At 39.7% G+C, this 25178-nt stretch carries 17 protein-coding genes; 9 read left to right on the forward strand and 8 right to left on the reverse strand.

Going from position 1 to position 25178, the window contains the following annotated elements; all coding sequences use genetic code 11:
• Window positions 1-18 precede the first annotated feature (18 nt).
• The 3 genes from ACYPZI_RS04875 to ACYPZI_RS04885 are packed head-to-tail and all read right to left on the reverse strand — an operon-like array spanning window position 19 to window position 5950.
• A complete protein-coding gene (locus ACYPZI_RS04875; protein ID WP_459599185.1) occupies window positions 19-1047 on the reverse strand; it encodes a DUF2027 domain-containing protein in 1029 nt (342 codons plus the stop codon).
• The gene (locus tag ACYPZI_RS04880) at window positions 1048-5589 is read right to left on the reverse strand and encodes a translocation/assembly module TamB domain-containing protein (RefSeq protein WP_459599187.1); all 4542 of its coding nucleotides are present in this window, start codon (window positions 5587-5589) and stop codon (window positions 1048-1050) included.
• 4 nt (window positions 5590-5593) lie between these two features.
• Complete coding sequence (locus ACYPZI_RS04885; protein WP_459599189.1) at window positions 5594-5950, reverse strand: arsenate reductase family protein; 357 nt, start codon at window positions 5948-5950, stop codon at window positions 5594-5596.
• A gap of 146 nt (window positions 5951-6096) precedes the next feature.
• Here ACYPZI_RS04885 and ACYPZI_RS04890 point away from each other — a divergent pair, with 146 nt between their 5' ends.
• From ACYPZI_RS04890 to ACYPZI_RS04910, 5 genes are read left to right on the forward strand one after another with little or no spacing between them, the layout of a single operon-like run.
• Window positions 6097-6969 (forward strand): YicC/YloC family endoribonuclease, encoded by an 873-nt coding sequence (locus tag ACYPZI_RS04890; protein ID WP_459599191.1) that lies wholly within the window; start codon window positions 6097-6099, stop codon window positions 6967-6969.
• A gap of 12 nt (window positions 6970-6981) precedes the next feature.
• On the forward strand, window positions 6982-7545 hold the full coding sequence (gene gmk / locus ACYPZI_RS04895; RefSeq protein ID WP_459599193.1) for a guanylate kinase: 564 nt from the start codon (window positions 6982-6984) through the stop codon (window positions 7543-7545).
• On the forward strand, window positions 7542-8117 hold the full coding sequence (nadD, locus tag ACYPZI_RS04900; protein ID WP_459599195.1) for a nicotinate (nicotinamide) nucleotide adenylyltransferase: 576 nt from the start codon (window positions 7542-7544) through the stop codon (window positions 8115-8117). The genes gmk and nadD overlap by 4 nt, the downstream gene beginning before the upstream one ends.
• Entirely contained in the window at window positions 8114-9097 is a 984-nt protein-coding gene (locus ACYPZI_RS04905) for an acyltransferase family protein (RefSeq protein WP_459599197.1), read from the forward strand. The genes nadD and ACYPZI_RS04905 overlap by 4 nt, the downstream gene beginning before the upstream one ends.
• A complete protein-coding gene (locus ACYPZI_RS04910) occupies window positions 9098-10312 on the forward strand; it encodes an S-adenosylmethionine:tRNA ribosyltransferase-isomerase (protein ID WP_459599199.1) in 1215 nt (404 codons plus the stop codon). It begins immediately after the preceding gene.
• On the opposite strand, the gene tamL is transcribed toward ACYPZI_RS04910, so the two are convergent.
• Both tamL and ACYPZI_RS04920 read right to left on the reverse strand, forming a co-directional pair.
• The gene (gene tamL / locus ACYPZI_RS04915) at window positions 10313-12607 is read right to left on the reverse strand and encodes a translocation and assembly module lipoprotein TamL (RefSeq protein WP_459599201.1); all 2295 of its coding nucleotides are present in this window, start codon (window positions 12605-12607) and stop codon (window positions 10313-10315) included.
• A 739-nt stretch (window positions 12608-13346) separates the two neighbouring features.
• The gene (locus ACYPZI_RS04920; RefSeq protein ID WP_459599203.1) at window positions 13347-13511 is read right to left on the reverse strand and encodes a hypothetical protein; all 165 of its coding nucleotides are present in this window, start codon (window positions 13509-13511) and stop codon (window positions 13347-13349) included.
• Window positions 13512-14292: 781 nt separating this feature from the next.
• On the opposite strand from ACYPZI_RS04920, the gene uvrA reads away from it, so the two are divergent.
• The gene (gene uvrA / locus ACYPZI_RS04925; protein WP_459599205.1) at window positions 14293-17082 is read left to right on the forward strand and encodes an excinuclease ABC subunit UvrA; all 2790 of its coding nucleotides are present in this window, start codon (window positions 14293-14295) and stop codon (window positions 17080-17082) included.
• A gap of 17 nt (window positions 17083-17099) precedes the next feature.
• Here the strand turns inward: uvrA and ACYPZI_RS04930 are convergent, their stop codons facing one another.
• On the reverse strand, window positions 17100-19805 hold the full coding sequence (locus ACYPZI_RS04930) for a TonB-dependent receptor domain-containing protein (protein WP_459599207.1): 2706 nt from the start codon (window positions 19803-19805) through the stop codon (window positions 17100-17102).
• Between the two features lie 162 nt (window positions 19806-19967).
• On the opposite strand from ACYPZI_RS04930, the gene ACYPZI_RS04935 reads away from it, so the two are divergent.
• Genes ACYPZI_RS04935 through tatA form a run of 3 tightly spaced genes read left to right on the forward strand, consistent with a single transcriptional unit; the run spans window position 19968 to window position 22323 of the window.
• On the forward strand, window positions 19968-21506 hold the full coding sequence (locus ACYPZI_RS04935) for a glycine--tRNA ligase (RefSeq protein ID WP_459599209.1): 1539 nt from the start codon (window positions 19968-19970) through the stop codon (window positions 21504-21506).
• Window positions 21506-22105: an FKBP-type peptidyl-prolyl cis-trans isomerase gene (locus ACYPZI_RS04940; protein ID WP_459599211.1), complete on the forward strand. Its 600-nt coding sequence runs from the start codon at window positions 21506-21508 to the stop codon at window positions 22103-22105. The genes ACYPZI_RS04935 and ACYPZI_RS04940 overlap by 1 nt, the downstream gene beginning before the upstream one ends.
• Before the next feature lie 29 nt (window positions 22106-22134).
• Window positions 22135-22323, forward strand: a complete 189-nt coding sequence (gene tatA, locus ACYPZI_RS04945; protein ID WP_459599213.1) for a twin-arginine translocase TatA/TatE family subunit — start codon at window positions 22135-22137, stop codon at window positions 22321-22323.
• A gap of 61 nt (window positions 22324-22384) precedes the next feature.
• On the opposite strand, the gene ACYPZI_RS04950 is transcribed toward tatA, so the two are convergent.
• Entirely contained in the window at window positions 22385-23839 is a 1455-nt protein-coding gene (locus tag ACYPZI_RS04950) for a glycoside hydrolase family 10 protein (protein ID WP_459599215.1), read from the reverse strand.
• On the reverse strand, window positions 23836-25155 hold the full coding sequence (locus ACYPZI_RS04955; RefSeq protein WP_459599217.1) for a TldD/PmbA family protein: 1320 nt from the start codon (window positions 25153-25155) through the stop codon (window positions 23836-23838). Before ACYPZI_RS04955 ends, ACYPZI_RS04950 begins: the two co-directional genes overlap by 4 nt.
• Window positions 25156-25178: the final 23 nt, after the last annotated feature.

Genomic DNA, 25178 nt, shown 5'->3' on the forward strand with positions numbered 1-25178 from the left:
TTATAATATTTTACTAGTCTATTTTATTGTTACCATTGTCGCTCCATAACCATATTCACGGAATGAGGCATCTTGATAATAAACTGATTTATATTTTGTTTTTAATTCTTTTAAAATTGTATTTTTAAGTACTCCGTCACCTTTTCCATGTATGAATACTATTTTTTGACCTTTATTGTTTTTGTTTTCTGCCATTACTTCGTTGAACTTTTTCAACTGATATTCCAGCATATCACCCGGAGAAAGTCCATTTGTATTGTCAAGTAATTCGGTTATATGCAAATCGATCTCTAAGATAGGCTTTTTTTCTTTCTTTTCTATCGGTTGTATCCGGGGACGTTCTTTTTGTTTCATTGCCTCTTCAATTTCTTTTGCCGAAATTGTCAATTCTCTTTCTGCAAGATCTCTGCGAACAACCGGATATATGATGGCTTCGTCCTCGAAATAATCATTTTCCTTAAAACTGTGGAGTTTATAGAATTTAACTGTATCTATATGTATATCTATGGAATAGGTATTTTTAAGAGCAAACTCTTTATTTCTCTTGTATGCGAAAAATTGAAGGCAAACATGCTCGATATTGTTTATCTCCGGTTTGTCGAATTCTTCGATGAAAAGTTTCGTGTTGGGTTCTATGCTTCCTGCATGTCTGCTAAGCCATCCTTTTTCTGTCCGGCTCATGTAATTGAACGACAGGTAATAATTGCTGTCATTTACAAGATAACATTCAATATTGGTAGTGCTCAAACTTTTTATATCAATTGGCAGATAAGCCAGGTAAACGCCGAGTTGTTCTCCTTCTTTAGTTTCTTCGGGTTTATATTCTTCTTCCTTAACTTGTTGACGGGTTTGAAAGGCTTCAGCCGGCTTAGTCGTCGATTTGACCTGTATGTCCTTTGCCGGTTCTATTACTACTGTTTCGCGTATCAGGACAGGTATATCAAACCCCTCTTCATCTTCTACCAATACGATATCTTTTCCTTGAAATCCTTTTACTACACCGCCACCTGTAGTATTCAGGAAGCGCACTTTATCTCCTATTTTCATCTATTTCTTTTCTTTATTTTTCTCTGCGTTTATAATCGGTTGTTGCACGGGTGCTATTTTTTGTCGTGCTGAATCTGTCACTTTTCGCGTCGAGTCTATCGTTTGTTGTATATTTCTGTTTCTTCTTCGTGGGTTGAAGGATTGGAACAACCTCTTAAGAGTAGCCGCTTCTTTAGTATAGACAATACCAATGCCCTGCGTAGTAGGCGCCGTGCGATAATACTTATCGTTGGTATGGCTATATCCTCTTAGTGTCCACATAGAATTTAACTGATATTCCACGTCAAAATCTCCGATCAATGCATTATTTGCTGTCCGGTCTGTCTGATAACCGAGATTAGTGGAAATTCTCAATTTATCATCCAATAGCTTAGTGGAAGCATTAACAGTCATATTCAGGTCATTGACAGAGCCGTCATTCGATTCTATATTCGCCCCTATTTGCCACTTATCGCCTAATACATTTCCCATCAGAGCTGTCAGGCCACTGGACAACGCGCTGGATGCAATATTGGTCCATATACTGTTACCGAAGCTACTTCCGGCACCACCCATATCTACGTAGAACGATCCGGTGGCAACCAGAGATGCAAAGTTTCTTATTTTTTGTTCCTCGGTACTTATCAATGTATTTACTCTGCGTTGCACATCGTCATTTGCTTCCGGCAGGCTAATATTATAAGTCACATCCATCTTATCCATATTCCCTTTTATTCCAAGTATGCAGTCCACCATTGTTTTTGTAGTAGATCCGTCCATGCCAAAACTATTATCCAATGTAGCCAGATTTGCTCTAACTCTGCGGTATGCCGTAATATCAAACTCTGTTTTGAGAGGATCGCCTTTAAAATATAGCTTACTGCCGTCCTGAATTTTAAAATCCAGTTTCTTTATATTTTGCAGGTTAAGCTTAACCTTTCCATCAGTCAATGCATAGTCTCCTCTGGCAAACATATTTTCATTTTGCATGTCATAATAGAAATCGATTGTCCCGGAACCCTTTGCTTCCATTTCATCGCCTGTATTCTGATCCATTATTACCCTTAAAGTTATGTCAGGAGTAACATTCAGTTTGATGTTAAGTTTAATAGGCAGAGGTGTCTCTCTGCGTATCAAATCTCTTAGGGATTTGTTGAGTTTTTCTTCCGGAACATTAATGTATACTACGCTCTTGTAGTCACTGGCTTCGGAATGTTGAGGTAGAAGTATGTTGAGAACAGAGTTTTTGTCGTTTTTTATCTGCATATCCATATTTATGCCATCGTTTGTTCCGTTTATCTTTACGTTTCCTGTGGCATATACACGCCCATAAAACAGACTGTCGGTGCGATGCATGGTATTTAGTACCATCAGATTGTTCATCTGCATATTCAACGAATACTTCATGTTGTCGAAGTTATTATGCGTGACTGTTGCATTTACGGTTGCTTTACTGCCTTTGCTATCTCTTATGGTCAGGTTGTCAAACCCTATTCTGTCAGGGGCTACTCTGATCGTATCTGAAATCGTATAGACTACATTCGTGTAATCTATTCCGATCTGAGTATCGTTGAATCCCAAAAATCCCCTTATCTTCGGAGCTTTTGAGCTTCCTTCAACGATCAGGTTGGTGCTGACGGTTCCGTCTACTTTGTTTAGCATATCGGAGACAAATGGTTGTATCCATTTCAAAGGCATTTCCTGGAGCCGCAATTGTAAGTCGAGAGAATCCTGTACGGTATATATTGTCCCATCCAGTTCGGCAAGATTCCGGTCTCCTTTATTCAGCATGGCATCCAGCCTTACTCCTCCGAAATAATCGCTCCACTGGCTGTCTATTTTCATTGTGCCTAATGTATCGCTGAAAATGACGATATCTGCCATTTCCAGATCCTTAGTATACATTTCCGGACGATCCAATATATTCGTTAACAGTACATTTCCGTACAGGCATCCCCGAATATTTTTTATTTCGAAGGCCTCCAGTAAATCTCCTATTTCCGCATGGCTGAAGTATACTTTCAGACTATCCGATTCTGACTTGGAAATAATTCCGTCAATACCAAAGTATTTTTTATTATTCAATTCTATTCCCAGGTTGCTTATCTCTGTTCTTGTCCCTTTATTGATTATTTCGGCAGGCAATAAGTTTAACGCAAGCTCCTGTATCTTTATCTCTGAAGGGATGATTTTAAGTGATGATATTAACTCATCCTTTTCGTCCCGGCTAAAGGTGGCCGAAGCTTCCAGCCTGCCATTAATATTTACCGTCGTATTGTCGCTGACAATTTTGGATAGAGCATAAATGGTATTATCGGCTCCATCGACGTTTAACGACACCCTATAAATCCCATTCTCCATCAGCACTCCTGTATTGGCTATGATATTGAAGGCCGAATCGACATTCGAAACAGTTATTGCCGTGTTTTTTATGTCATAATCTCCAAAACGGATATAGGGGATATTTCCCTTTATGCTAATTTGCTTGTCTATGGTATTAATCCGGCCGTCTATTCGGGCAGGTTCTATTATATCGACAGGCAAAGTAAATATTTTACCCAATTCCTCCGTATTATTAGCTGTAATATTGAAGGTGAAATCATTTTGAGCTTCCTTTACGCGCTTCGTTGTTTGAAATACATCGGGGAGGTAATTGTGCATCAGATTGGTGAATTCATCGGCTATAGACACGAATGTGTACTGTCCGCGTATATTTGCCGAGAATAGAGATGAAGTGAGCGTTATAAATTTTTCGTTTGTATCTCTACCTAGTTCTAATGTGAATTTTCCCGGTTTAAAGCCGATATTCGTATCATCATGCAGGTATAGGCTGTCGATATTTATTTTCCCAACCATATGATCTATATCCAGACCTTTGATATTTCCATTCAAAGCCATTGTTAAGCGGGGATTTATCCAATTCTCATCCTTGTAGAAATGATCGACAAGCAAATCATCAACGCGTAATCTGAGACTTACATCAGGAATCCGTTCCTGTGTCATCGTCGCATTGGCCACAATCTTGCCAATAGGGAGATCGGCCTGTGCTTCCACTCCCATTTTTGAAGCATTATAGAACGCGCTGAAAGGAATATTGTTATATACATCTTTTTCGAAACCAATAGCATTTATTTCCCCTTGAGCCACAGCCTCTAAAGGAGCTTTATTTCCTTGCCGTGCTTTAAAATCCATATGTGAGGACAGTTGTCTCAGTCCTGTGTCTTCTCCGAGCAATTTACCCAGATTGAAGTTTTGCGTTTGCAAGCCGCCTGTCACATTAAAATTCGTAAAGGTGGTATCTATACTCCCGTTTGCCAGTAGTTTTATTGCTCCTTGCCGGCACCATGTTTCAGCATCCAGTTTAAATTTATTCAACTGTCCGTTTAATTTCCCTTTCAGATAAATATCGCCCATACCGGTAAGAATATCCGGGGAAACAAAAGTAGAATCTCCTAACCGCGCAAAAGCCTTGATCGCAGCCGGAGACATCTTAAATTTATCGATAGAAAGGTTAATGTCCGAATTGCCATATCTTTCGTAGTTTGCAATAGAAGCTTTTCCTTGAATAATAGCATCTTCTCCGTAAGACAAGTTTATATTTTCTATATCTATGGCAGGCAGTGTACCTACTATTGACGTTTTCAGGTTTATTTTGTTTTTCAAAAATTTCAAATTGGGGAGAAAGGCCATTAAATCTTTTCCTTCTATTTCGGCATCTGTTGTTTCTATCTCAAATTGGTTAGAGGTCAGATTATATTTGGCCTTGTTTATGTTGAGATGGGAGTTTGGTAGTTCGAGAGATAGTCCCTCCGCCCAAAGTTGAGATTTATCTGAAAAAAGATGCCCTTTTAAAGCCGTAATCTCGACTCCCGACTTTTCTCTTGCTTTCAAATTCTTCAGGGCAATATCTAAATTGTCGGTATCTATCGAGTTTAGGTTGAGACTGGCATTCAGATCATACAGCGAGATATGGGAAGAGTTGAACAAACCAGGAGATAAAGAGTCTGATAGTATATCATAGTTCAATCGTCCATTTTTTATATTGATATTTTCGATTACTATTTTTAATGAGCTTTTCGTCGTATCCGTTTCTATTGTATCACTACCCGAAAAAGCATCTATTATGAATTGAAAATTAAGATCGCTGACACTGTCCTTTTGGTTTATATTAATAACAAAGTCATCGAGGTCTATTCCTGTTATAGCCAGCTTATTATTCTTAATAAATTCCCAGGGGCTGAGTCTTACCTCCAGATTGCGGGCATAAAGCAGCGTGTCTTTGGATCGATCCTCTATATATATGCCTTTTAGTGTAGCCCTATTAAATAATTTAAGGCGGACTTCATCTATCGAAACTTCTGTTTTTAGTGTGCTTTTTAATTGATCTACGGCAAAATCCGCTACTTTTTTCTGGACGGCAGGTATCGAAAGCAAAGCAAACAAAAACGCATTTAGTATTATAAAACCCAATACTATATACAGAAATATCCTAAAGAGCCTTTTTATAAGACTCTTTTTTTTCGGTTCTTCCGGCGCACTTTTTAAATCTTGTTCTTCCGCCATCTAATTATTTTAGTTTTTCAGACCATTCTTCTTCATTAAAGCCTACCAGAACAAAATCATCTGTAACGATCAAAGGGCGTTTGACAACCATCCCGTTTGATGCCAGAATATCGATTAATTCGCTTTCAGAAGCAGATTTAACTTTCTCTTTCAGATTGTTTTCTTTATAAATTTTTCCGGATGTATTGAAAAATCGATTGATTGATAACCCACTTCGTTTAATCCATGAAGCCAGTTCTTCTTTATTAGGTTTATCCTTGGATATATCTCGGGATATTGTGTCTATATTATTGTTTTTTAACCATTTGCCCGCGTTTTGACAGGTGCTGCATTTTGGGTATTGTAAAAATAATATATTCATGTGTTATTGTCTTAGAAGTTGTATCATATATGCAAAAATACAGATTTACTAATAAAATAACGTAGATGAATCGTTTAAAGTTCTCTAGTTTTAGTCCTTACGCGTGATAATTTACTTATTTTTGTACCAAAATTAAAAATATAAGCATGGTACAATCAATGACTGGCTTTGGAAAAGCCTCTGCCGAGTTCGATAAAAGGAAAATTACAGTTGAAGTAAAGTCTCTTAATAGCAAGCAACTGGACCTATCAGTCCGTCTTCCGAACTTATATAAAGAAAACGAAATGACCGTGCGAAATCTTTTGTCACGGGTGTTAGAGCGTGGCAAAATAGATTTTTTGATATATGTGGAAAATATAGGAACAGAAACGGCGACTCAGATCAATCAGGTTCTGTTGGAAGGTTACTATCTTCAGATAAAAGAATCGGCGGAAAGGTTAGGTATCGATACTCCACAAGACTGGTTTCAGGTATTACTCCGGATTCCGGATGTACTGAAATATGAAACTCAGGAAGTAGATGAGGAAGAATGGGCGTTTGTAATGAAGATTATCGAGGATGCCTTGAACCAACTACAATCGTTCCGCAAACAAGAAGGGAACATGTTAAACAGGCTGTTTGAAGAAAAGATAGCTAATATATCCGCATTACTATCTGATATAGAACCTTATGAAGCTGAACGTGTGGAAAAAGTAAAAGGACGCATCACGGAAGCTTTGCAAAAAATAGAAGATTTCGACTATGATAAAAACCGGTTCGAGCAGGAAATGATCTATTATATCGAAAAACTGGATATAAACGAAGAAAAATCCCGTTTATCGAATCACATGAAATATTTTTTAGAGACAATAAATACAGGTGCGGGGCAAGGGAAGAAACTTGGATTTATTGCTCAGGAAATGGGACGGGAGATAAACACGATGGGCTCGAAATCGAATCATGCGGAAATGCAACAGATTGTTGTTCGCATGAAAGACGAGTTGGAGCAAATAAAAGAACAAGTATTAAACGTCCTTTAATCTATCGGTGGAATGGGTAAATTAATCATCTTTTCGGCTCCATCGGGATCGGGTAAATCTACTATTGTCAATTATTTACTCTCTCAAAATATAAATCTGCAATTCTCGATATCTGCAACCAGCCGTCTTCCCAGAGGAGAAGAAAAGCATGGTATAGAATACTATTTTCATACTCCGGAAATCTTTCGTGAAAAGATTGCAAATGGAGAGTTTCTGGAATATGAAGAGGTTTATAAAGATAAGTTCTACGGAACTTTAAAATCGGAAGTAGAACGGATATTGAATAACGGGGGCAATGTTATCTTTGATGTAGATGTTGTAGGCGGATGTAATATTAAAAAATATTATGGAGATAAGGCCTTGTCGGTATTTATAGAACCACCCTCAATAGAGGAGCTTCGCAACCGGCTTGAAAAAAGAGGAACAGACTCGCCGGAGGTGATCGAAGCACGAGTAGCAAAGGCAGAGCAGGAAATAACATATGCATCCCGGTTTGATGTTATTATTAAAAACGACGATCTGGAGGAGGCAAAGGCAAAGGCTTTAAAAATTGTAACTGAATTTCTGAGTAAATGAATATCGGTATATTTTCAGGATCTTTTAACCCTATACATGTGGGGCACGTCATTTTGGCTAACTATATTGTCGAATTTACGGAGATAGATGAAATATGGTTTCTGGTGAGTCCTCAGAATCCGTTGAAATCTGAGGATGAACTGTCAGACGAACAATCACGGTTGGAAATGACTAAGCTTGCCTTGCAAAAATATGCAAAGTTTAAAGTAAGCGACTTTGAGTTCTCCATGCCAAAACCGTCGTACACAATAGATACACTCAGATCCTTACGGGAAAAATATCCGGACGATACCTTTTTGTTAATTATTGGCGCTGACAACTGGAATGTATTTGAGAGTTGGAGGGAATACGATAAAATATGGGAAGAGTTTGCACTGAAAGTATACCCGCGATTAGGCTCACGCATTACGATCCCTAATAAATTGAAACATAAAGTGGAGGCACTGGATTCTCCGATTGTAGAAATGTCGTCTACATTTATCCGGGAGAGTATAGCAGAAGGAAAAAATATAAGCGCGTTTTTGCCGGAAGGCGTATATGAATATATTATAGAAAAAGGGCTTTACAAATGAGAAAACGGGATCCGTTTTTCGATTCTCTTAAGTTTATACTGATCTGCCTCGTTGTTTTCGGTCATACTCTTGAATACAGTGGGATTAAGGACATTTTGTCTTTTAAAGTGTACAGCTTTATTTATACGTTCCATATGCCTTTGTTTATTTTTATATCCGGCTATTTTTCTAAAAATATAACATGGGATAAGCTCAAAAAGAGTTTCAGGACATTACTTCCCGCTTACCTTGTGTTTCAGACTATATTATCCATTCCAAATATGTTGGATGGTTCTTTTATTCTGTTCAATTTTCTTACTTCTCCTCAAGGCATTTTATGGTATATACCGGCTTTACTGTATTGGCGGATCGCGTTTTATTTTGTTCCTAAAATTAGATTCTTGAACTTTCCGATAGTAATTGTGGTATCCATACTGCTGTCGTTTTTGATTGGATTGGTGAATTATCCTGTTTTTTTATCCATTGCCAAAACTATGGCGTTCTTGCCATACTTTGCATTGGGATATTATTGTACAGAAAATACGATAAAAAAAATCAGGAGCTGGGACAGGACAATTTCCGTAGCAATACTTATTATGGCTTTTTTGCTGGTTTACACGTTTACGACATCCGATTTTGTTCTCAATCTTTATGGTGAGTTTTCATATAAATACGTTTTCGGCAGTATTGCGAAAGGGCTTTTATGGAGAACGGTCAGCATGGTTGCCGCCATTAGTATATCTTGTGCAATAATAAATCTGGCGACAGATAAGCTTCATAAGTGGGGTGGGCGCACACTGGATATCTATTTGTTGCATGCTCCATTAGTCTATATAGTGTATGGAAGATTCTTGAGGAAATTTGAAATATCTCCTGATTTGCCGGTTGCTTTGGCTGCATTCGTTGTCATAATGCTGTTATGCGTATTGATGATCCGGATAAAAGTGTTTCACTATCTGGTAAATCCGTCATTGCTATTTGAACAGAAAAATAAGAAATGAATGAAAGAAACTTTAAATATTCATATTGAAGACTATAATTATAACTTACCTGAGGAACGAATAGCAAAATATCCGTTGGATAGGAGGGATCAATCGAAATTACTTGTTTACAAAGGTGATGAAATCACAGATGATATTTTTTGCAATCTGGGTGGTTATCTTCCCGATAATAGTCTTATGATATTCAATAATACGAAGGTCATTCAGGCACGTTTACATTTTAATAAAAGTACAGGTGCGCGGATTGAAATATTTTGTCTGGAACCATACCTGCCAAATGACTATCAGGTTAATTTTCAGCAGACCCATAAATGCTCTTGGGTTTGCCTTGTCGGGAATCTGAAAAAATGGAAAGAGGGTGGTCTTTCAAAAGAGATCGTTCTAAACGGTGAAAAGGTTATAATTGTAGCCAACAGGATACAATCGCACGGAGATTCCCATATTATAGAATTTGAATGGGATAAGCCGGTTTCTTTTTCAGAAATACTTGAAGTAATGGGAGAATTGCCTATTCCTCCTTATTTGAATCGGGATACAGAAGAGAAAGATAAACAAACCTATCAGACTGTCTATTCCAAAATAGACGGATCGGTGGCAGCTCCGACAGCGGGACTACACTTTACGCCGGAGGTCTTCGATTCTCTCAAAAACAAGGGGATAGGAACAGCAGAAATAACCCTGCATGTAGGAGCAGGAACTTTCAAGCCTGTAAAATCGGAACAGATAGCAGATCATGTGATGCACGCTGAGTTTATATCCGTCAGGAAAGAGATTATAGAGCAACTGTTAAATCATAACGGAAAGATTATAGCAGTAGGGACAACTTCGGTTCGCACCTTGGAAAGCCTTTATTATATTGGACAAATATTGGAAGAAGACGGAAGTCCGGATAGCTTAAAAGTTTGGCAATGGCAACCCTATGAAAGTGAAAAGAAAGTGACGGTGAAGCAGGCTTTGGAAAATATAATTTCATATCTCGACAAGAATAATTTATCGTCTCTGATTTCCGAGACGCAAATAATGATTGCTCCGGGCTATACTTACCGGATAGTAGACGGCATTATTACCAATTTTCACCAGCCAAAGAGTACATTGCTTCTGCTTGTCTCTGCGTTTTTAGGCAATACGGATTGGAAAAATATATATCGACATGCTATGGAAAACAATTATCGTTTTTTGAGCTATGGAGACAGTTCCCTGCTGTTGAAAGAATAATCAGAACGGATAGCCAATACCAAAGTGTAATGCCATATTTTTCAATGGTTTTTTGAACATGACAAAACGATCGGATTGATCCCGTCCCGGATCATATGCTTTTGTCCCCAGGTCGAAACGTAGAAGGAGAAACCCTAAATCCAGTCTAAGTCCCAATCCGTAAGCAACTGCTATTTCCTTATAGAAACTATTAAAGGTAAATTGCCCACCCGGTTGGCTATCATAATTTTTCAATGTCCATATGTTTCCTGCATCAATGAACTGAGCAAATTCAAACAGTTCGCTGACCTTCATCCTGTTTTCTATACTTAACTCGAGTTTCATATCTCCGGTCTGATTTACAAAGTCGGCTTCCATCCCGTCTTGTATCGATCGTTTATAAGATCCCGGTCCTAAAGAGCGTGTGCTCCAACCTCTCACGCTATTCGCTCCTCCTGCAAAAAAACGTCGTTCGAAAGGAAGAACATCCGAATTCCCATACGGATGAGCAAGCCCTAATCCTACATGATATGCCAGTGAATGCCTTTTTGAAAAATAAAATGTACGGGCATAATCAATACTACCTTTCACATATTCGGCATAGACCACTCCCAGTATGTTTTTTTGACCGTATTCATCGGGGTTTGCTCCATTTAAGGAAGTTACCAGCCGGGGTATGGCTCCTGCCACTTCAAATGATCCCCTGAGGGTGAATGTCGGATATAATGTAGTATAACGGCGGCTGTTGACAAGCGTAAATGAATAGGCTGTGCGTGCAACAAGTTGGTTGTTATAGCTTTCTTTTAATAGTGGGTTTTTTGAGATATTTGAATAGAGAGTATCAGACATCCAGGGCATCCGGATGTAGTTTATGTCTATCACATCTAAGCTGTGGCGTAGCGTGTTTCTTTTTGAAGACCAGCCGTAAGTGATCGTCCCATTAAAGAACTGACGTGTATATTCCGGCCGATGCTGATTGTTTAGTCCAATAGAGAATTGTGTTGTTGCAGAAGGTTGTTCGCGCCAGCTCTTCTGTAGCCATGGTAGTAAAAACATCGGGAAGGAAAGGCTGGTTTCTATACCATATTCGTAGAAGCTCTGGTTCATCAGGTCGGTATTTTTACTTCCTGTAATAAATTCATAGGCTCCTTTTAATTTAATATTTAGTCTCTCGCCTCCATTGAATAGATTCTGATGCTGATAAGATATACTGGGTGCAATACCGAAATCTCCGGCCGAGTTTGTTCCATCTATGGCTGTACTGAACCAGTGAACATTTGCCGGTAATAATGTGATAATAGCGTCAAGTTTCGTACTATCTCCGGATGACGGATGGACATCTATATTTGTTTGTTTTATAGCTCCCATATTATTGTATCCTTCGTAAGTTCGATTTAAAGCATAGTCTGAGAAATAAGAATCTTTTTGTAAAAAGTTATTCCGTGTTATCGTAGAATTCCGCAGGAAATTGTTTCGCCCGCGAATGATTTTTATTCCTTTTATTTCTGTGGTATCTGCATTCCTGAAAAACCACCGGTTGCCGACTTGTCGCCCGTCTGTGGATGAATTTAAAGTATTCAAACCGGAAATTACAGTTATATTATTTATTTTGTAGCGTATATATGAAAGACTGTCTTTCCTCGGATAGACATCCATATACAAGTCTACTTCGTGTGAGTTTAATGTAGTATCTGCCTTGAAATACAGATATTCTTTAGAGAAATCAAAGTAGCCTACGTTTCTCATAATGTTATTTACTTGTAGCCGCTCTTGTTCTAACATCTCCACATCGAACATATCTCCTTCGCTCAATAAGGGTTTTATCGGGATGCGACTCATTATTCGTGTCATGGTGGTATCGCTGAGTGTATACCGATAGTTACGGATAAGATAAGGAATTCCGCCTTTGAGATCGTATGTTACAGACATTTTTTTGCCTTTGGTTTTTAGAGTCGTATCTACCCGGGCATCCAGATATCCCTGATTATTTAATTGTTTCTTTAACTGGTTTACTGAGATAGCAGTCTGAGTATTACTGAATATTACGGGTGCCTGCCCTATTTTTCTTATCATCCTTGTCGTCCATTTACTGGTATCTTGACCGGCCATATTATATATTCCTAAACCGACTTTCCCCAAAAACAGAAAACTTGAATTGGGTTGTTGCCTTACAAAATCCTCTAAATCAGACGTCGCGTTTTTTGTGTCGTGTTTCACGTTGAAGCCATCCAACAGGTAACTACCTTCAGGTATGTTCTTAGTGGTATTGCATGCCATAAAAACAAGTAACAGTATATATACGATTTTTTGCTTCATCTTACAAAGATATAATGTTTAACAAATTGACAAAGCAGAGATGTTAGTAATATAGGGCAAAAAAAAATTTAACCCCTACCGGAATAAACAGTTAGCAGTAGTGAGTAGTCAGTAGTGAGCGCTCAGAACTTAAAATTTAAAACTCATAACTTTTTAACTCCTGCCTTTCTTTTAACTAAAAAGTAACAAACCTCTACAGTCAACAGTTATCAGTCAACAGTCAACAACTTGTACCTCGTATCTCGTCTACTCGTATCTTTTTAACTAAAAAGTAACAAACTTCTACAGTTATTTTTTAGCTGTTAGCCGATAGCTTTTAGCCGTTAGCCCCTTGCTCGCGCGGCTACCCTCTTTGTCATCCTGACCGCAGGGAAGGATCCCGATCCCCGGGAGACAGGAGATGCTTCCTGTCGTCAGCATGACAAACCAGAATTTAACTAAAAAGTAACAAACTTCTACAGTTAGCAGTAAACAGTAGTCAGCCAACAAGGCCTTTTCGTCATTGCAAATTCGAAGAATCGGCGGAGCCAACAGGAGTGAAGCAATCCAGAGTATTGATTATTAATGGATTGCTTCGGGCGAACCCTCGCAATGACGAGAGAAAAACTCCTTCCTCCTTTTAACTAAAATGTAACAAACTCCCATAGTACATGACAAAAAATATTTTATATATATTTAAAAGACTTATTATGTTGCCCTTACAGGGCGCAGTTCCTTCGGTTGTCATCTCACCGGGGTGTTACCCCGGGCTGGGATATATCAGGCTTTCAGCCTGTTTCTTTCCTTGATGCCCTGAAGGGGCTACATAATATAGCCCAATGGCAACGCCTTGGGTGGGAAAACGAAATCCCCTGAAACCGCGCCCTGTAAGGGCAATATAAGATTTTGTAATATTTTTTGTCATGTACTATGCAAACTCCACACTCAGTAGTCAACAGTAAACAGTAAACAGTAAACAGTCGGCCTTTTCGTCATTGCGAATTTGAAAAATCGGCGGAGCCAACAGGAGTGAAGCAATCCAGAGTATTGATTATTAATGGATTGCTTCGGGTAAACCCTCGCAATGACGTGCGACAGTCAGCAGTCAACAACTTGTACCTCGTATCTCGTCTACTCGTATCTTTTTAACTAAAAAGTAACAAACTCCACACTCAATTAGCTATTAGCTGTTAGCCCCTTGCTCGCGCGGCTACCCTCTTTGTCATCCTGACCGCAGGGAAGGATCCCAATCCCCGGGAGACAGGAGATGCTTCCTGTCGTCAGCATGACAAACCAGAATTTAACTAAAAAGTAACAAACTTCATCAGTTAGCAGTAAACAGTAGTCAGCCAACAAGGCCTTTTCGTCATTGCGAACGGAGTGAAGCAATCCAGAGTATTGATTATTAATGGATTGCTTCGGGTAAACCCTCGCAATGACGTGCGACAGTCATCAGTCAACAACTTGTACCTCGTATCTCGTCTACTCGTAACTTTTTAACTAAAAAGTAACAAACTCCACACTCATTTTCAAATTTGCTAATTTGCTAATTCGCTAATTTGCTAATTGTCTATTATAGATAAAACTAGCGCCATTCTTCATTTTTAATTTTTCATTTTTTTTGATGGGTTGCCCTGGTGACATTGCTCTAAAGATAGGATAGTTTGCTCTTTTTTAGTATTTTTGTATCCATTTTCCGAAAAGCCATGTCAGAAGAAAAAAATATTTTCATAAAAGGGGCGCGTGTCAATAACCTGAAAAATATCGACGTTGAAATACCCCGAAACAAATTTGTCGTTATCACCGGACTGTCTGGTTCGGGAAAATCGTCCCTTGCTTTTGATACCCTCTATGCCGAGGGACAGCGACGTTATGTAGAAAGCCTGTCGGCATACGCCCGTCAGTTTTTGGGCAGGATGAATAAGCCCGAATGCGATTATATAAAAGGGATTCCGCCGGCTATTGCGATCGAGCAGCGTGTCAGTGCACGAAATCCGCGTTCGACAGTGGGTACCTCGACTGAAACATATGAGTATCTGCGCTTATTATTCGCGCGGGTAGGCAAGACTATTTCCCCCGTTTCGGGACAAGAGGTGAAAAAACACCAGGTAAGCGACATTGTAGAAAAAATGTTGTCATATCCCGAAGATACACGTCTGGCTATTCTTACCAAAGTCATATTGCGGGATGGCCGAACATTGAATGAACAACTGGAAATATTGCAAAAGGAAGGCTTTTCGAGGGTTGAACTGTCCGGGAAATTTGAAAGGATTGAAGATATCTTAGCCTCGAAAGAAAAAATAAACCCGGATAACCTGCTCCTCTTAATCGACCGTCTGACATGTGATAAAGATGCCGCCAATATAAGCCGTTTCTCGGAATCGATAGAAACAGCATTCTTCGAAGGAGAAGGTGACTGCGTTGTCCGTTTCTACGGCGAAAAGACCGGATCTTTCGATTTTTCAAGGCATTTCGAGGCAGATGGTATACAATTCGAGGAGCCATCCGACCTGATGTTCAGTTTTAATAGTCCTGTTGGCGCTTGCCCTGTTTGCGAAGGTTTTGGCAGGGTAATGGGTATTGATGAAGATCTGGTCATTCCGAATAAAGGCCTTTCAGTCTATGAAGATGCTGTTGTTTGTTGGAAAGGCGAGAAAATGAGTGAATGGAAGACTGAATTCATCCACGCAGCCAACCGACATGATTTCCCAATTCATCGACCTTATTTCGAACTATCGGAGAAGGAAAAAGAGTTGCTATGGCATGGGACAAAGGGACTTCACGGTATCGATGATTTCTTTAAAATGATAGAAGAAAACCAATATAAAATACAGTATCGTGTGATGCTAGCCCGTTATCGTGGTAAAACTACCTGTCCTTCGTGCAAGGGTTCGCGCCTTAAACCGCAGGCTCTTTACGTAAAAGTGGGAGGGAAAACTATCGCCGATCTGGTTTTGATGCCGATTACAGAGTTGAAGGTATTCTTTGAGGAATTGGAATTGAATGAAACGGATGCCGCTGTTGCAAAACGGCTATTAACCGATATAAACGTCCGTATTCAATATCTTGTAAATGTGGGGTTAGGCTATCTTACCCTCAATCGTTTGTCTAATTCGCTCTCGGGTGGCGAGAGCCAGCGAATTAATCTGGCGACATCGTTGGGAAGCAGTCTTGTCGGTTCTTTGTATATACTGGACGAACCGAGCATAGGTCTTCATTCCCGTGATACAGATCTGTTAATTAACGTCTTACAGGAATTGAAGTCGATTGGAAACACGGTTGTCGTCGTGGAGCACGATGAAGAAATCATTCGTGCCGCCGATTACATTATCGATATAGGCCCTAAAGCCGGGCGTTTGGGTGGTGAGGTCGTCTATCAGGGAGATGTCGCCGGGCTTCAAAAGCAGACGGAAAGCTACACCGTCCGTTATTTGAATGGAGAAGAAAAGATTGAAGTTCCCGGAGTAAGGCGTAAGTGGAACAACTACATTGAAGTGAAAGGTGCCAGACAAAATAATCTGAAAAACCTGAATGTTAAGTTTCCTCTTAATGTAATGACTGTCGTAACAGGAGTTAGTGGTTCGGGAAAATCATCCTTGGTATGTGATGTTTTTTATACAGCATTGGAAAGGTATTATAAGGGAAAGGGCGAGCAAATAGTTCAATACAATAGTCTTGAAGGCGATCTTAAGCTGGTAAAGGATATTGAAATGGTAGACCAGAACCCGATAGGCCGATCGTCCCGCTCCAATCCGGTAACTTATATAAAAGCATATGACGAAATACGCAAATTGTTTGCCGACCAACCCTTAGCTAAGCAAATGCATTTTACTCCGGCCTATTTCTCATTCAACGTAGAAGGAGGTCGTTGCGAAGAATGTGCCGGGGAAGGCAAAATATTGGTCGAGATGCAGTTTATGGCGGACGTTTTACTTGAATGCGAAGTTTGTAAAGGAAGAAGATTCAAACAGGATGTTCTGGATGTGCAATACAGAGGAGCCAGTATATACGATGTGCTGGAAATGACAATAGATCAGGCTATCGAGTTTTTTGAAAGAGGTAAGGGATCTTCCGAGAAGAAGATTGTCAAGCGTCTGAAACCATTGCAAGATGTGGGGTTAGGCTATGTGAAGCTTGGACAGTCGTCTTCATCTTTGTCGGGAGGAGAAAACCAACGTGTGAAACTGGCATTCCATCTGGCAGACGAAAGACCGGAACCAACTCTTTTTATATTTGATGAACCGACTACAGGATTGCATTTTCACGATATAAAGACACTGCTGAAAGCTTTTAATTCATTGATAGAAAGAGGGCATACGATTGTTATTATAGAGCATAATATGGATGTTATAAAGTGCGCCGATCATATTATCGATATAGGTCCTGAAGGGGGTAAGGAGGGTGGTTTCATCGTTTGTGAAGGAACCCCTGAAAAGATCGCACAATGCAAGGAATCGTATACAGGACATTTTCTGAAAGAGAAAATATCCGGCTGAGGGCATATAGATCTTTATCAGAAATCATAATACATATTATCATCTTGCGGCTCTTCACTCTTTTTGCCTTTATTTTTTATGATGTTGAACTGATATGAGAAACTCAGCATAAAATATCGATTGACCGTATTTGAACGGGAGTCGGACATGTAATTCCCACTTACATAACGCTGAATATTGTTCCTGTCGTCTAGTATATCAAAAAACTGAAGTCTTAAAGTACCTTTCTTATTTTTCAGGAATTTTTTATCCACAGAAGCATTCCATAAAACTTCACTCTTTTTGAAGTCGTCTCCGTAACCTGAATAATAGGTATAATTCAACCGGCTTTGAATAGAAAAATCGTATGGTAGTTTCCATAAAACAAAATGCTTCAAACCATACGTCGTGGTATTCCTATCCTCTTCTCCGGCAAGATTATTTCGTGTCAGGTTATATGAAATGGAAGCCATAAGGTTAGTTTCGAATTTGCTCGATTTGAATTTTCCGGAAACGGATTCGTTTAATACAACATTGTTGGTTATCGATTTATCACCATTCGAAAAGCCTATATTCTTATAATAGCTGACATAAGTACCGGTATTTATAGAAAACTTCTTATTCTTCAGCGGGGTATCATACATCACATTCAGATTAGCCCCCATATCGCCATTCACGTTGCGGTATGTGTTCGTAGAGTTTCCCTTCTCATCGATAGTAGAATAGTTAACGACATTATTGGATGTATAGTTAAAACCTCCCGAAATCAACAAGAAACGGCTGGTTTCATAATTCGACTTTTGATAATATACATTGAAATTGTGATTAAAGCTAGGTTTCAGATCAGGGTTTCCATAATATTTCGACATAGCGCTCACAATTATTGTGTCCGCCGACAACTGGTTGATGCTTGGCTGGCCTGTAGAACCCGAATAATTGAAATCGAGATTGGTATTATCATCCGGTTTGTAAGAGAAATTCAAATTAGGAGAATAGTTTACTACATTCTGTTTCAAATTATCAACAACGGAATCACCAATATTAACCTTACTCCGCGAATAGGAAGGCGAGATATTAAGACCAACAGTATATTCATACTTTTCTTTAGTGGTCTGAAAGTTAAGCCCGATATTCTGATTTATATACCGGTTCTTTGTTTTGCGGGTATAAGCTGTATCGATAATCGTATAATTCCCGTTTCCGTCCTTCTTCCAGACATTACGATCCCTGTCCGAATCGTTATTATTCACCGAATAGACAAATTGTAATCGCCGGTCTTTACCCATTGGCTCTACATACGAAAGAGAAAGATTGTAACTATTCGTTTTACTTTCGGTCTTCGATAGCTGATCTATTATTTTATCATCTGCGCCATCGGAATAAATTGTACGGGAATAATTTGATCCGTCACTATCATCGTTCCTCAGAGAAGTATTGAGGGAAAGGCTTACTGTACGCCCCTTATTGTTCAACTTCCGTCCGATAGTCAAATAACTGTTTATATTGTAACCATCTCCCTTCGACCGGGAAACGGATTGGCTCGATGTTGTATCTCCCTCGGCCACAAAAGACAGGTTCGAAGAAGTGTTGTTATTATTCGAATTATTGAAACCGGCATACGACCGGGCGTAGATGGTAGTCAATGAATCGGGCCGCCATTCCATATTCAGGCTGAAATTCAAATTTTCTCTTTTACTAATCGTAGACATATTATTTTCAGAAAAACGATTCCCTGAAGTTATGAAAGTCTGGGTATTCGTCTTGGTATCCATCTGATTTTCGTTATTGAAGTAACGAAAACTCCCACCCAGTTTAAGTTTATCCGACGCTTTTATCTGCGCCGAAACCCCCACATTCTTATTTTTATCTATACCGTTATCCATCCCCACCGAGTACTCATTATCGCTTACATTATTCATGTCGCCTACAAGCGAAACCTGATTCTCGTTACGCATAAAGTTCACTGTCGCCTTATTGGCGTATTTGTCGTCGCTTCCATACCCGGCTTTTATATCCCCAAATATGCTTTGTTTCAGTTCCTCCTTTACTACAAGATTCATTACCTGTTCGGGATCTTTATCTTTGAATCCTGTTATTCTGGATTCTTCGGATGCCTCCTTGTACAATTGAAGCTTTTTGATCATATTGGCCGGAAGGTTGTTTAAAGCCATAGGTATATCGTTCCCGAAAAATTCTTTTCCGTCGACCAGTATCTTCTTCACAGGCTTTCCATTCGCAGTAATATTTCCATTCGCATCTACTTCAATCCCCGGAATATTCCTGATCATATCCTGCAACATATCACTTTCCTGCGAGCTATAAGCTCCGGCGGTATATTCTATCGTGTCGCCTTTCACCACAATGCCAGGCGCTTTAGCCTCCACTATGGCGGCTTTCAGCATGTAATCGGCTTCATGTAAAAAGATACTGTCTGAAATATAAGTTGGATTAGCCGGAGAGATATTAAAGTTTTGTAAAAAAGTTTTATATCCTATAAAAGATGCTTCGAGAATATAATTTCCGGCAGATACAGGCATCCTGAATTTTCCTTGTCCGTCAGTTGCCGTTCCTTGTACATAAACACTGTCTAACGATAGAATCCTTATAGAAGCAGAGGGAACAGCTTCTCTTGTTTTTCCGTCATATACAGTGCCTCGCGCATATCCTGCCACGTCTTTCTTACCAGTCTGCGCAACCGCGGACAGGCTAATAAAAAACATGAAGAATAAAATCAAATGCTTCATCCGGAAATATAATTTTAGCGACACGAAGATAACTTTTTTATTATAGAGTATAAAATTGGTGGAAATCGTTAAAGGCCACAATATTTTATGTCAAAAAAAAATGTTTACTTTGTGCGTTAATTATTTAGGAATAAACTGAACGTAAAGAATCAAAGGTACAATATGTCGGAAGATGTTTTTAAAAAAATAGTCTCGCATTGCAAAGAGTATGGTTTTGTTTTCCAGTCGAGCGAAATATACGACGGTCTCAGCGCTGTATACGACTATGGGCAAATGGGAGTTGAATTGAAAAACAACCTCAAAAAATATTGGTGGGACAGTATGGTATTGCTACACGAAAATGTGGTAGGTATCGATTCGGCCATCTTTATGCACCCTACCATATGGAAAGCTTCGGGACACGTAGATGCATTCAACGATCCTTTGGTAGACAACAAAGACAGTAAAAAACGTTATCGTGCCGATGTGCTCATCGAAGACCATTTGGCTAAGATAGATGATAAGATAAACAAAGAAGTAGAGAAAGCCGCGAAACGTTTCGGAGAAACTTTTGATGAAGCCATGTTTCGTCAGACCAATCCACGTGTATTGGAGAATCAGACAAAGCGCGACGAAATCCACGCACGCTTTGCAAAAGCTTTGAACGATAGCAATCTGGAAGAACTTCGCCAGATTATTCTCGACTGCGAAATAGTAGATCCAATCAGCGGAACCCGCAACTGGACAGATGTGCGTCAGTTCAACCTGATGTTCGCTACCGAAATGGGATCGACTGCCGATGGGGCAATGAAGGTATACCTTCGTCCGGAGACAGCGCAAGGTATTTTCGTAAACTTCCTGAACGTTCAAAAAACAGGGCGCATGAAAATCCCGTTCGGTATAGCACAGATAGGAAAAGCATTCCGTAACGAGATTGTCGCGCGTCAGTTTATTTTCCGCATGCGTGAGTTCGAACAAATGGAAATGCAATTCTTTGTTCGTCCGGGTGAAGAGCTCGACTGGTTTGCTAAATGGAAAGAAGCGCGAATGAGCTGGCATAAGTCCCTTGGATTTGGCGATCATAAATATCGTTTCCACGATCACGATAAACTCGCACATTATGCAAACGCCGCTACCGATATAGAATTTGAGATGCCATTCGGGTTTAAAGAAGTTGAAGGAATCCATTCCCGTACAGATTTCGATTTGAGTAGTCATGAGAAGTATTCCGGTAAAAAACTACAATATTTCGACCCGGAACTCAATAAATCGTATACTCCTTACGTTATTGAAACATCTATCGGTGTAGACCGCATGTTCCTCTCTACCATTTCGGCGGCTTATGCGGAAGAAGAACTTGAAGGGGGCGAAACACGCGTCGTATTGAGATTACCGGCGGCTTTAGCTCCTGTTAAACTGGCTGTATTGCCATTGGTAAAAAAAGACGGGCTTCCTGAAAAAGCGCGTGAAATCATCGACAACTTAAAGTTTGATTTCAAATGCCAGTATGACGAAAAAGACAGTATAGGAAAACGCTACCGTCGTCAGGATGCTATAGGAACTCCATATTGTGTGACTGTAGACCATCAAACACTTGAAGACAACACAGTAACAATCCGTTATCGCGACTCTATGACGCAGGAACGTGTTGCTATCGATAAATTATCGGATATAATATCGGATAAAGTTAGTATGAAAAATTTATTGAAAACTATAAGATAATGAACTATAAATTATTTGCTTTAATTGCTATTTTCAGCTTTGTTGTATTCTCGTCTTGTACTTCGACCGACGATTATGGAATAGATGTGGAATGGAAAAAATATAATGAAAAGATTGTGATGGAAACTGCGGCTAAAACAGCAGAATATACCCCGCGAAAATCCCTTAGCAACAATGGCTATGTATATTGGAAATACGTAACCGACTTCATCCCTGATGAAAAATCAGGTCCGTCGACAAAAGTAACTAAAGATACTACAGCATATTTCACAGATAGTGTTTCTGTAAGATATACCGGATGGTATCTTTTGAAAGATGGTACTAAATATACATTTAGTACAACTGAAGGGGATTACAATGGCGTTCCTAGAACTTTTCTTGTTAGTAGCAACATGGTAAAGGAAATAAGCAGTAATTTAGATGGGGTTACTACTATGTTACAGTATATGAAAGTCGGACAACAAGTAGAAGTCTGTATTCCTCAGCGACTCGGATATGGAGGAGTTACACAAGGTTACATACCTGCATACACGACCTTATGGTTTAGAATAAAATTATTGAAAATAATCCCTGGCAATAAAGGGGAGTGGGATAAGTAATAAAAATATACCAAAAAAACTAAAATCATATGAACACACTATTATTCTTAGGAAATCTAGGTACCGGAGAGATAATAATTATAGCCATCGTTGTTTTATTATTATTCGGAGGGAAAAAGATACCGGAACTGATGAAAGGTATCGGAAAAGGAGTTAAAAATTTCAAAGACGGAGTTAACGGCCTGGAAAACGATATCAACGGTACAGGAAACAAGTAAAAACATATCTCAATAAAAATAAGCCCGGACTATTTAAATAATCCGGGCTTATTTTTATATATCACTGCTCATTAGCCGAATGAGAGAAATAAGCCGGAAAAGAAACAATACTCTCGTTATGATAGCGATCTGAAGCCGAAACCGAGTAATAAAGTCCAAATTCGCCCACTATTGCAGAAAAAGAGTAGCTATTTGCATGAAGTCCCGTTGCCAATATGCTATTCGAATTGTCCCTGTCTATATTTTCGGTAGAAGACACATAAACCGTATATGTAAAATCTTCGTTTTTATCGGGCATATTCCATTTTATATTCAGTAAACCATTATTGTCCTTATAAACTTGTAAATCGAGCGGAGAATCCGGCGCAATACTATCCAACCAGATTAAGGGAGGCAACTTAGCCGGAGTCGGATAATAAGCCCGCACGGAATCCATCACCCCTTTCAGGTTATTCAATAAATTTCCGACCCTGAAATAGGCCTCTCCCTTAACGTTGTTTTCCCGTATATATTTCATTTGATCGACAATATCCTGTAATGGCCAGCTCAACTCGTCCATCTGATAAACACCTAATCCCGGAACAATAATCCTTCCATTACTATTCGCGACCCAATCATCAAGAAACGGATAGAAATTTTGTCCCCGGTAATACATCATCGGAAACATAAGATCATGTTTCCCTGTTTGCATCCAATGTCCTGCATCCTGAAAAACAGTTTCATAAGCAGTCCAGCCATCATTCGGAGAAACAGGCAATACCCGGTAACGCCCCAAAGGGGAACTACTTACCTGCACCCATTTTTTAATCGATTTCACCGTGTCATATACCTGTGTTACCAATCGATTGATATTGTTACGGCGCCAATCCGAAAGCTTTTCACCATTCCCGTATTTCTTAAAAGTGTCTTCATCCGGGAATTTGCCTGTATTGCTACTAGGATAGCGGATATAATCGAAGTGAACCCCATCCACATCGTAATTGGATACTATTTCCGATACGATGGATACTATAAGATCCGTTGTCTCGGGTCTGCCCGGATCAAGATACCATGTGCCGTTGACAAATTTATAGTAATCCGGCTTATTTTTCACAGGAACGCCTTCCCTCCTTTTACCTCTACCGGTATACATCATCTGTGCCTTTTCCATCGGGTAAGTAATTATCCATGCGTGGCACTCCAGCCCTCTTTTGTGGCATTCGTCAATAGCAAAAGCCAAAGGATCGAAGTTATCTGCATGGTTGAAGTACGGACTCTTCGGCTCTATTTGTGACTCATAGAAAACGCTGCCTTGTGCTCGTGTTTGAAATAATACAGTATTAAAATTCTCTCTCTTCAATACATCCAATATTCTCCCCAGCTCTTCTTTTTGAGCCGTCACACTAGTTCCTTGCGCCGGCCAATCCAAACCCCAATTGGTAGTGAGCCATACTGCCCGCACTTCTGTTGCCGGAACTTGAGAGAACGCCCCAATGGAAAGAGAAAAAAAAGTAAAAAGCAAGTAAATAAATCTCATAATCCACTGAAGTTTACATTTGAAAACAAGAGTGAAGGCAATCTCCAGGAAGATGTTTCGCGAGGATCGTTCCCTGCTTCTTCCAGATTTGCCCATAGATCGAGTATATTTCCTGTTATATTCATTTCGCTGACAGGAACAGTCGTTGTTCCGTTTTCTATTAAAAATCCTTCTATTCCAAAAGAAAAGTCTCCGGTAGTAGGATTGCTGTTTCCTCCGTTAAATCCGGTGATCCATATACCTTTTTGTACCGATGAGCAGATCTCATCAAAGCTACGGCTCCCCGATGCAGCCTGAATGATAGACGGAGATGCTATTGTAGGAACCATATTCAGCTTTTTCGAATTGTATGTGTCTATGAAATATGTTTGCAATACGCCCCTGTCTATAATTACCCTGTCCATCGTAGCAACTCCCTCTCCATCGAACCACCGTGAACCGAACGCACGCGGAATATGCGGGGTATCCATCACCGTCAGTTTATCTGATGTTATCTGCTTACCCAGTTTATCCAGTAAGAAAGAATTCTTTTGTTGAAGGGCTGTGCCGTACATAGCCCCGATCAAAGGAGAAAACAGGCGGGAGGCAGTCGTATTATCCAGCAGCATATTATATTTCCCCGACTTCACTTTCTGTTGCCCTATTTTTCTCAAAGCCCGCTCTAAAGCCTTTGCTCCGATTCCGGTCTTCTTCAAGTCTGTCCAATAAACAGAACTATCGAACCAGTATGACTCAGCGCGGGCATCACCTTTTGTTTTCAATGAAACCTCAACGGTAAGATTATAAGCCGTATCGGTTCCCTCTGCCTCAAACCCGTTACTGGCAATCATATATTCGGCTCCTACCCCATCGTCATACGAAGAAGAAACAGAGATAATACGGTCATCTGTCCCATATATTTCTTCCACAGCTTGTTTTGCGACAGCCAATTTATTATCGGTCGATAAATTATTGAACGAAGCATCAGACAGATCCAAGTCCTTTCCATCGGGTTTATAGTACCGGCTTGGATCGGGTAATTGCCTGAAAGAATCCTCCGCCAGATATCTTGTTGAAATAATTCCTTCTTTTATAAAAGATTCCAGGCCGGACTTTTCGATGCGGTTTGTGGAAAATGAGCCGTACCGGCCATCAACAAACAATTCTATATACAGTTTATTTTCGGTACTCTGATGAAGACGATCCAACTGAGTATTCCTGTATTCAAACGAGTTATTATTTGCAGTTATCACGGATACGCGGGCATTTTGGCAACCATTTTGTAAAGCCAGTTCCATCGCCCATTTTGCAATGTCTTTATGCTGTTTTGCTATCATATTCTATCTTTTCGAGGACAAAA

The organism is Dysgonomonas reticulitermitis (genome assembly GCF_054601275.1).

Excerpts from the sequence above, each read along its gene's own strand:
- ACYPZI_RS04885 (WP_459599189.1), bottom strand. The coding sequence starts at position 5,950 with ATGAATATATTATTTTTACAATACCCAAAATGCAGCACCTGTCAAAAC.
- ACYPZI_RS04955 (WP_459599217.1), bottom strand. The coding sequence starts at position 25,155 with ATGATAGCAAAACAGCATAAAGACATTGCAAAATGGGCGATGGAACTG.
- ACYPZI_RS04940 (WP_459599211.1), top strand. The coding sequence starts at position 21,506 with ATGAACTATAAATTATTTGCTTTAATTGCTATTTTCAGCTTTGTTGTA.
- ACYPZI_RS04950 (WP_459599215.1), bottom strand. The coding sequence starts at position 23,839 with ATGAGATTTATTTACTTGCTTTTTACTTTTTTTTCTCTTTCCATTGGG.
- ACYPZI_RS04930 (WP_459599207.1), bottom strand. The coding sequence starts at position 19,805 with ATGAAGCATTTGATTTTATTCTTCATGTTTTTTATTAGCCTGTCCGCG.
- ACYPZI_RS04905 (WP_459599197.1), top strand. The coding sequence starts at position 8,114 with ATGAGAAAACGGGATCCGTTTTTCGATTCTCTTAAGTTTATACTGATC.
- ACYPZI_RS04890 (WP_459599191.1), top strand. The coding sequence starts at position 6,097 with ATGGTACAATCAATGACTGGCTTTGGAAAAGCCTCTGCCGAGTTCGAT.
- uvrA (WP_459599205.1), top strand. The coding sequence starts at position 14,293 with ATGTCAGAAGAAAAAAATATTTTCATAAAAGGGGCGCGTGTCAATAAC.
- tatA (WP_459599213.1), top strand. The coding sequence starts at position 22,135 with ATGAACACACTATTATTCTTAGGAAATCTAGGTACCGGAGAGATAATA.
- gmk (WP_459599193.1), top strand. The coding sequence starts at position 6,982 with ATGGGTAAATTAATCATCTTTTCGGCTCCATCGGGATCGGGTAAATCT.
- ACYPZI_RS04910 (WP_459599199.1), top strand. The coding sequence starts at position 9,098 with ATGAAAGAAACTTTAAATATTCATATTGAAGACTATAATTATAACTTA.
- tamL (WP_459599201.1), bottom strand. The coding sequence starts at position 12,607 with ATGAAGCAAAAAATCGTATATATACTGTTACTTGTTTTTATGGCATGC.
- nadD (WP_459599195.1), top strand. The coding sequence starts at position 7,542 with ATGAATATCGGTATATTTTCAGGATCTTTTAACCCTATACATGTGGGG.
- ACYPZI_RS04935 (WP_459599209.1), top strand. The coding sequence starts at position 19,968 with ATGTCGGAAGATGTTTTTAAAAAAATAGTCTCGCATTGCAAAGAGTAT.
- ACYPZI_RS04920 (WP_459599203.1), bottom strand. The coding sequence starts at position 13,511 with ATGACAAAAAATATTACAAAATCTTATATTGCCCTTACAGGGCGCGGT.
- ACYPZI_RS04875 (WP_459599185.1), bottom strand. The coding sequence starts at position 1,047 with ATGAAAATAGGAGATAAAGTGCGCTTCCTGAATACTACAGGTGGCGGT.
- ACYPZI_RS04880 (WP_459599187.1), bottom strand. The coding sequence starts at position 5,589 with ATGGCGGAAGAACAAGATTTAAAAAGTGCGCCGGAAGAACCGAAAAAA.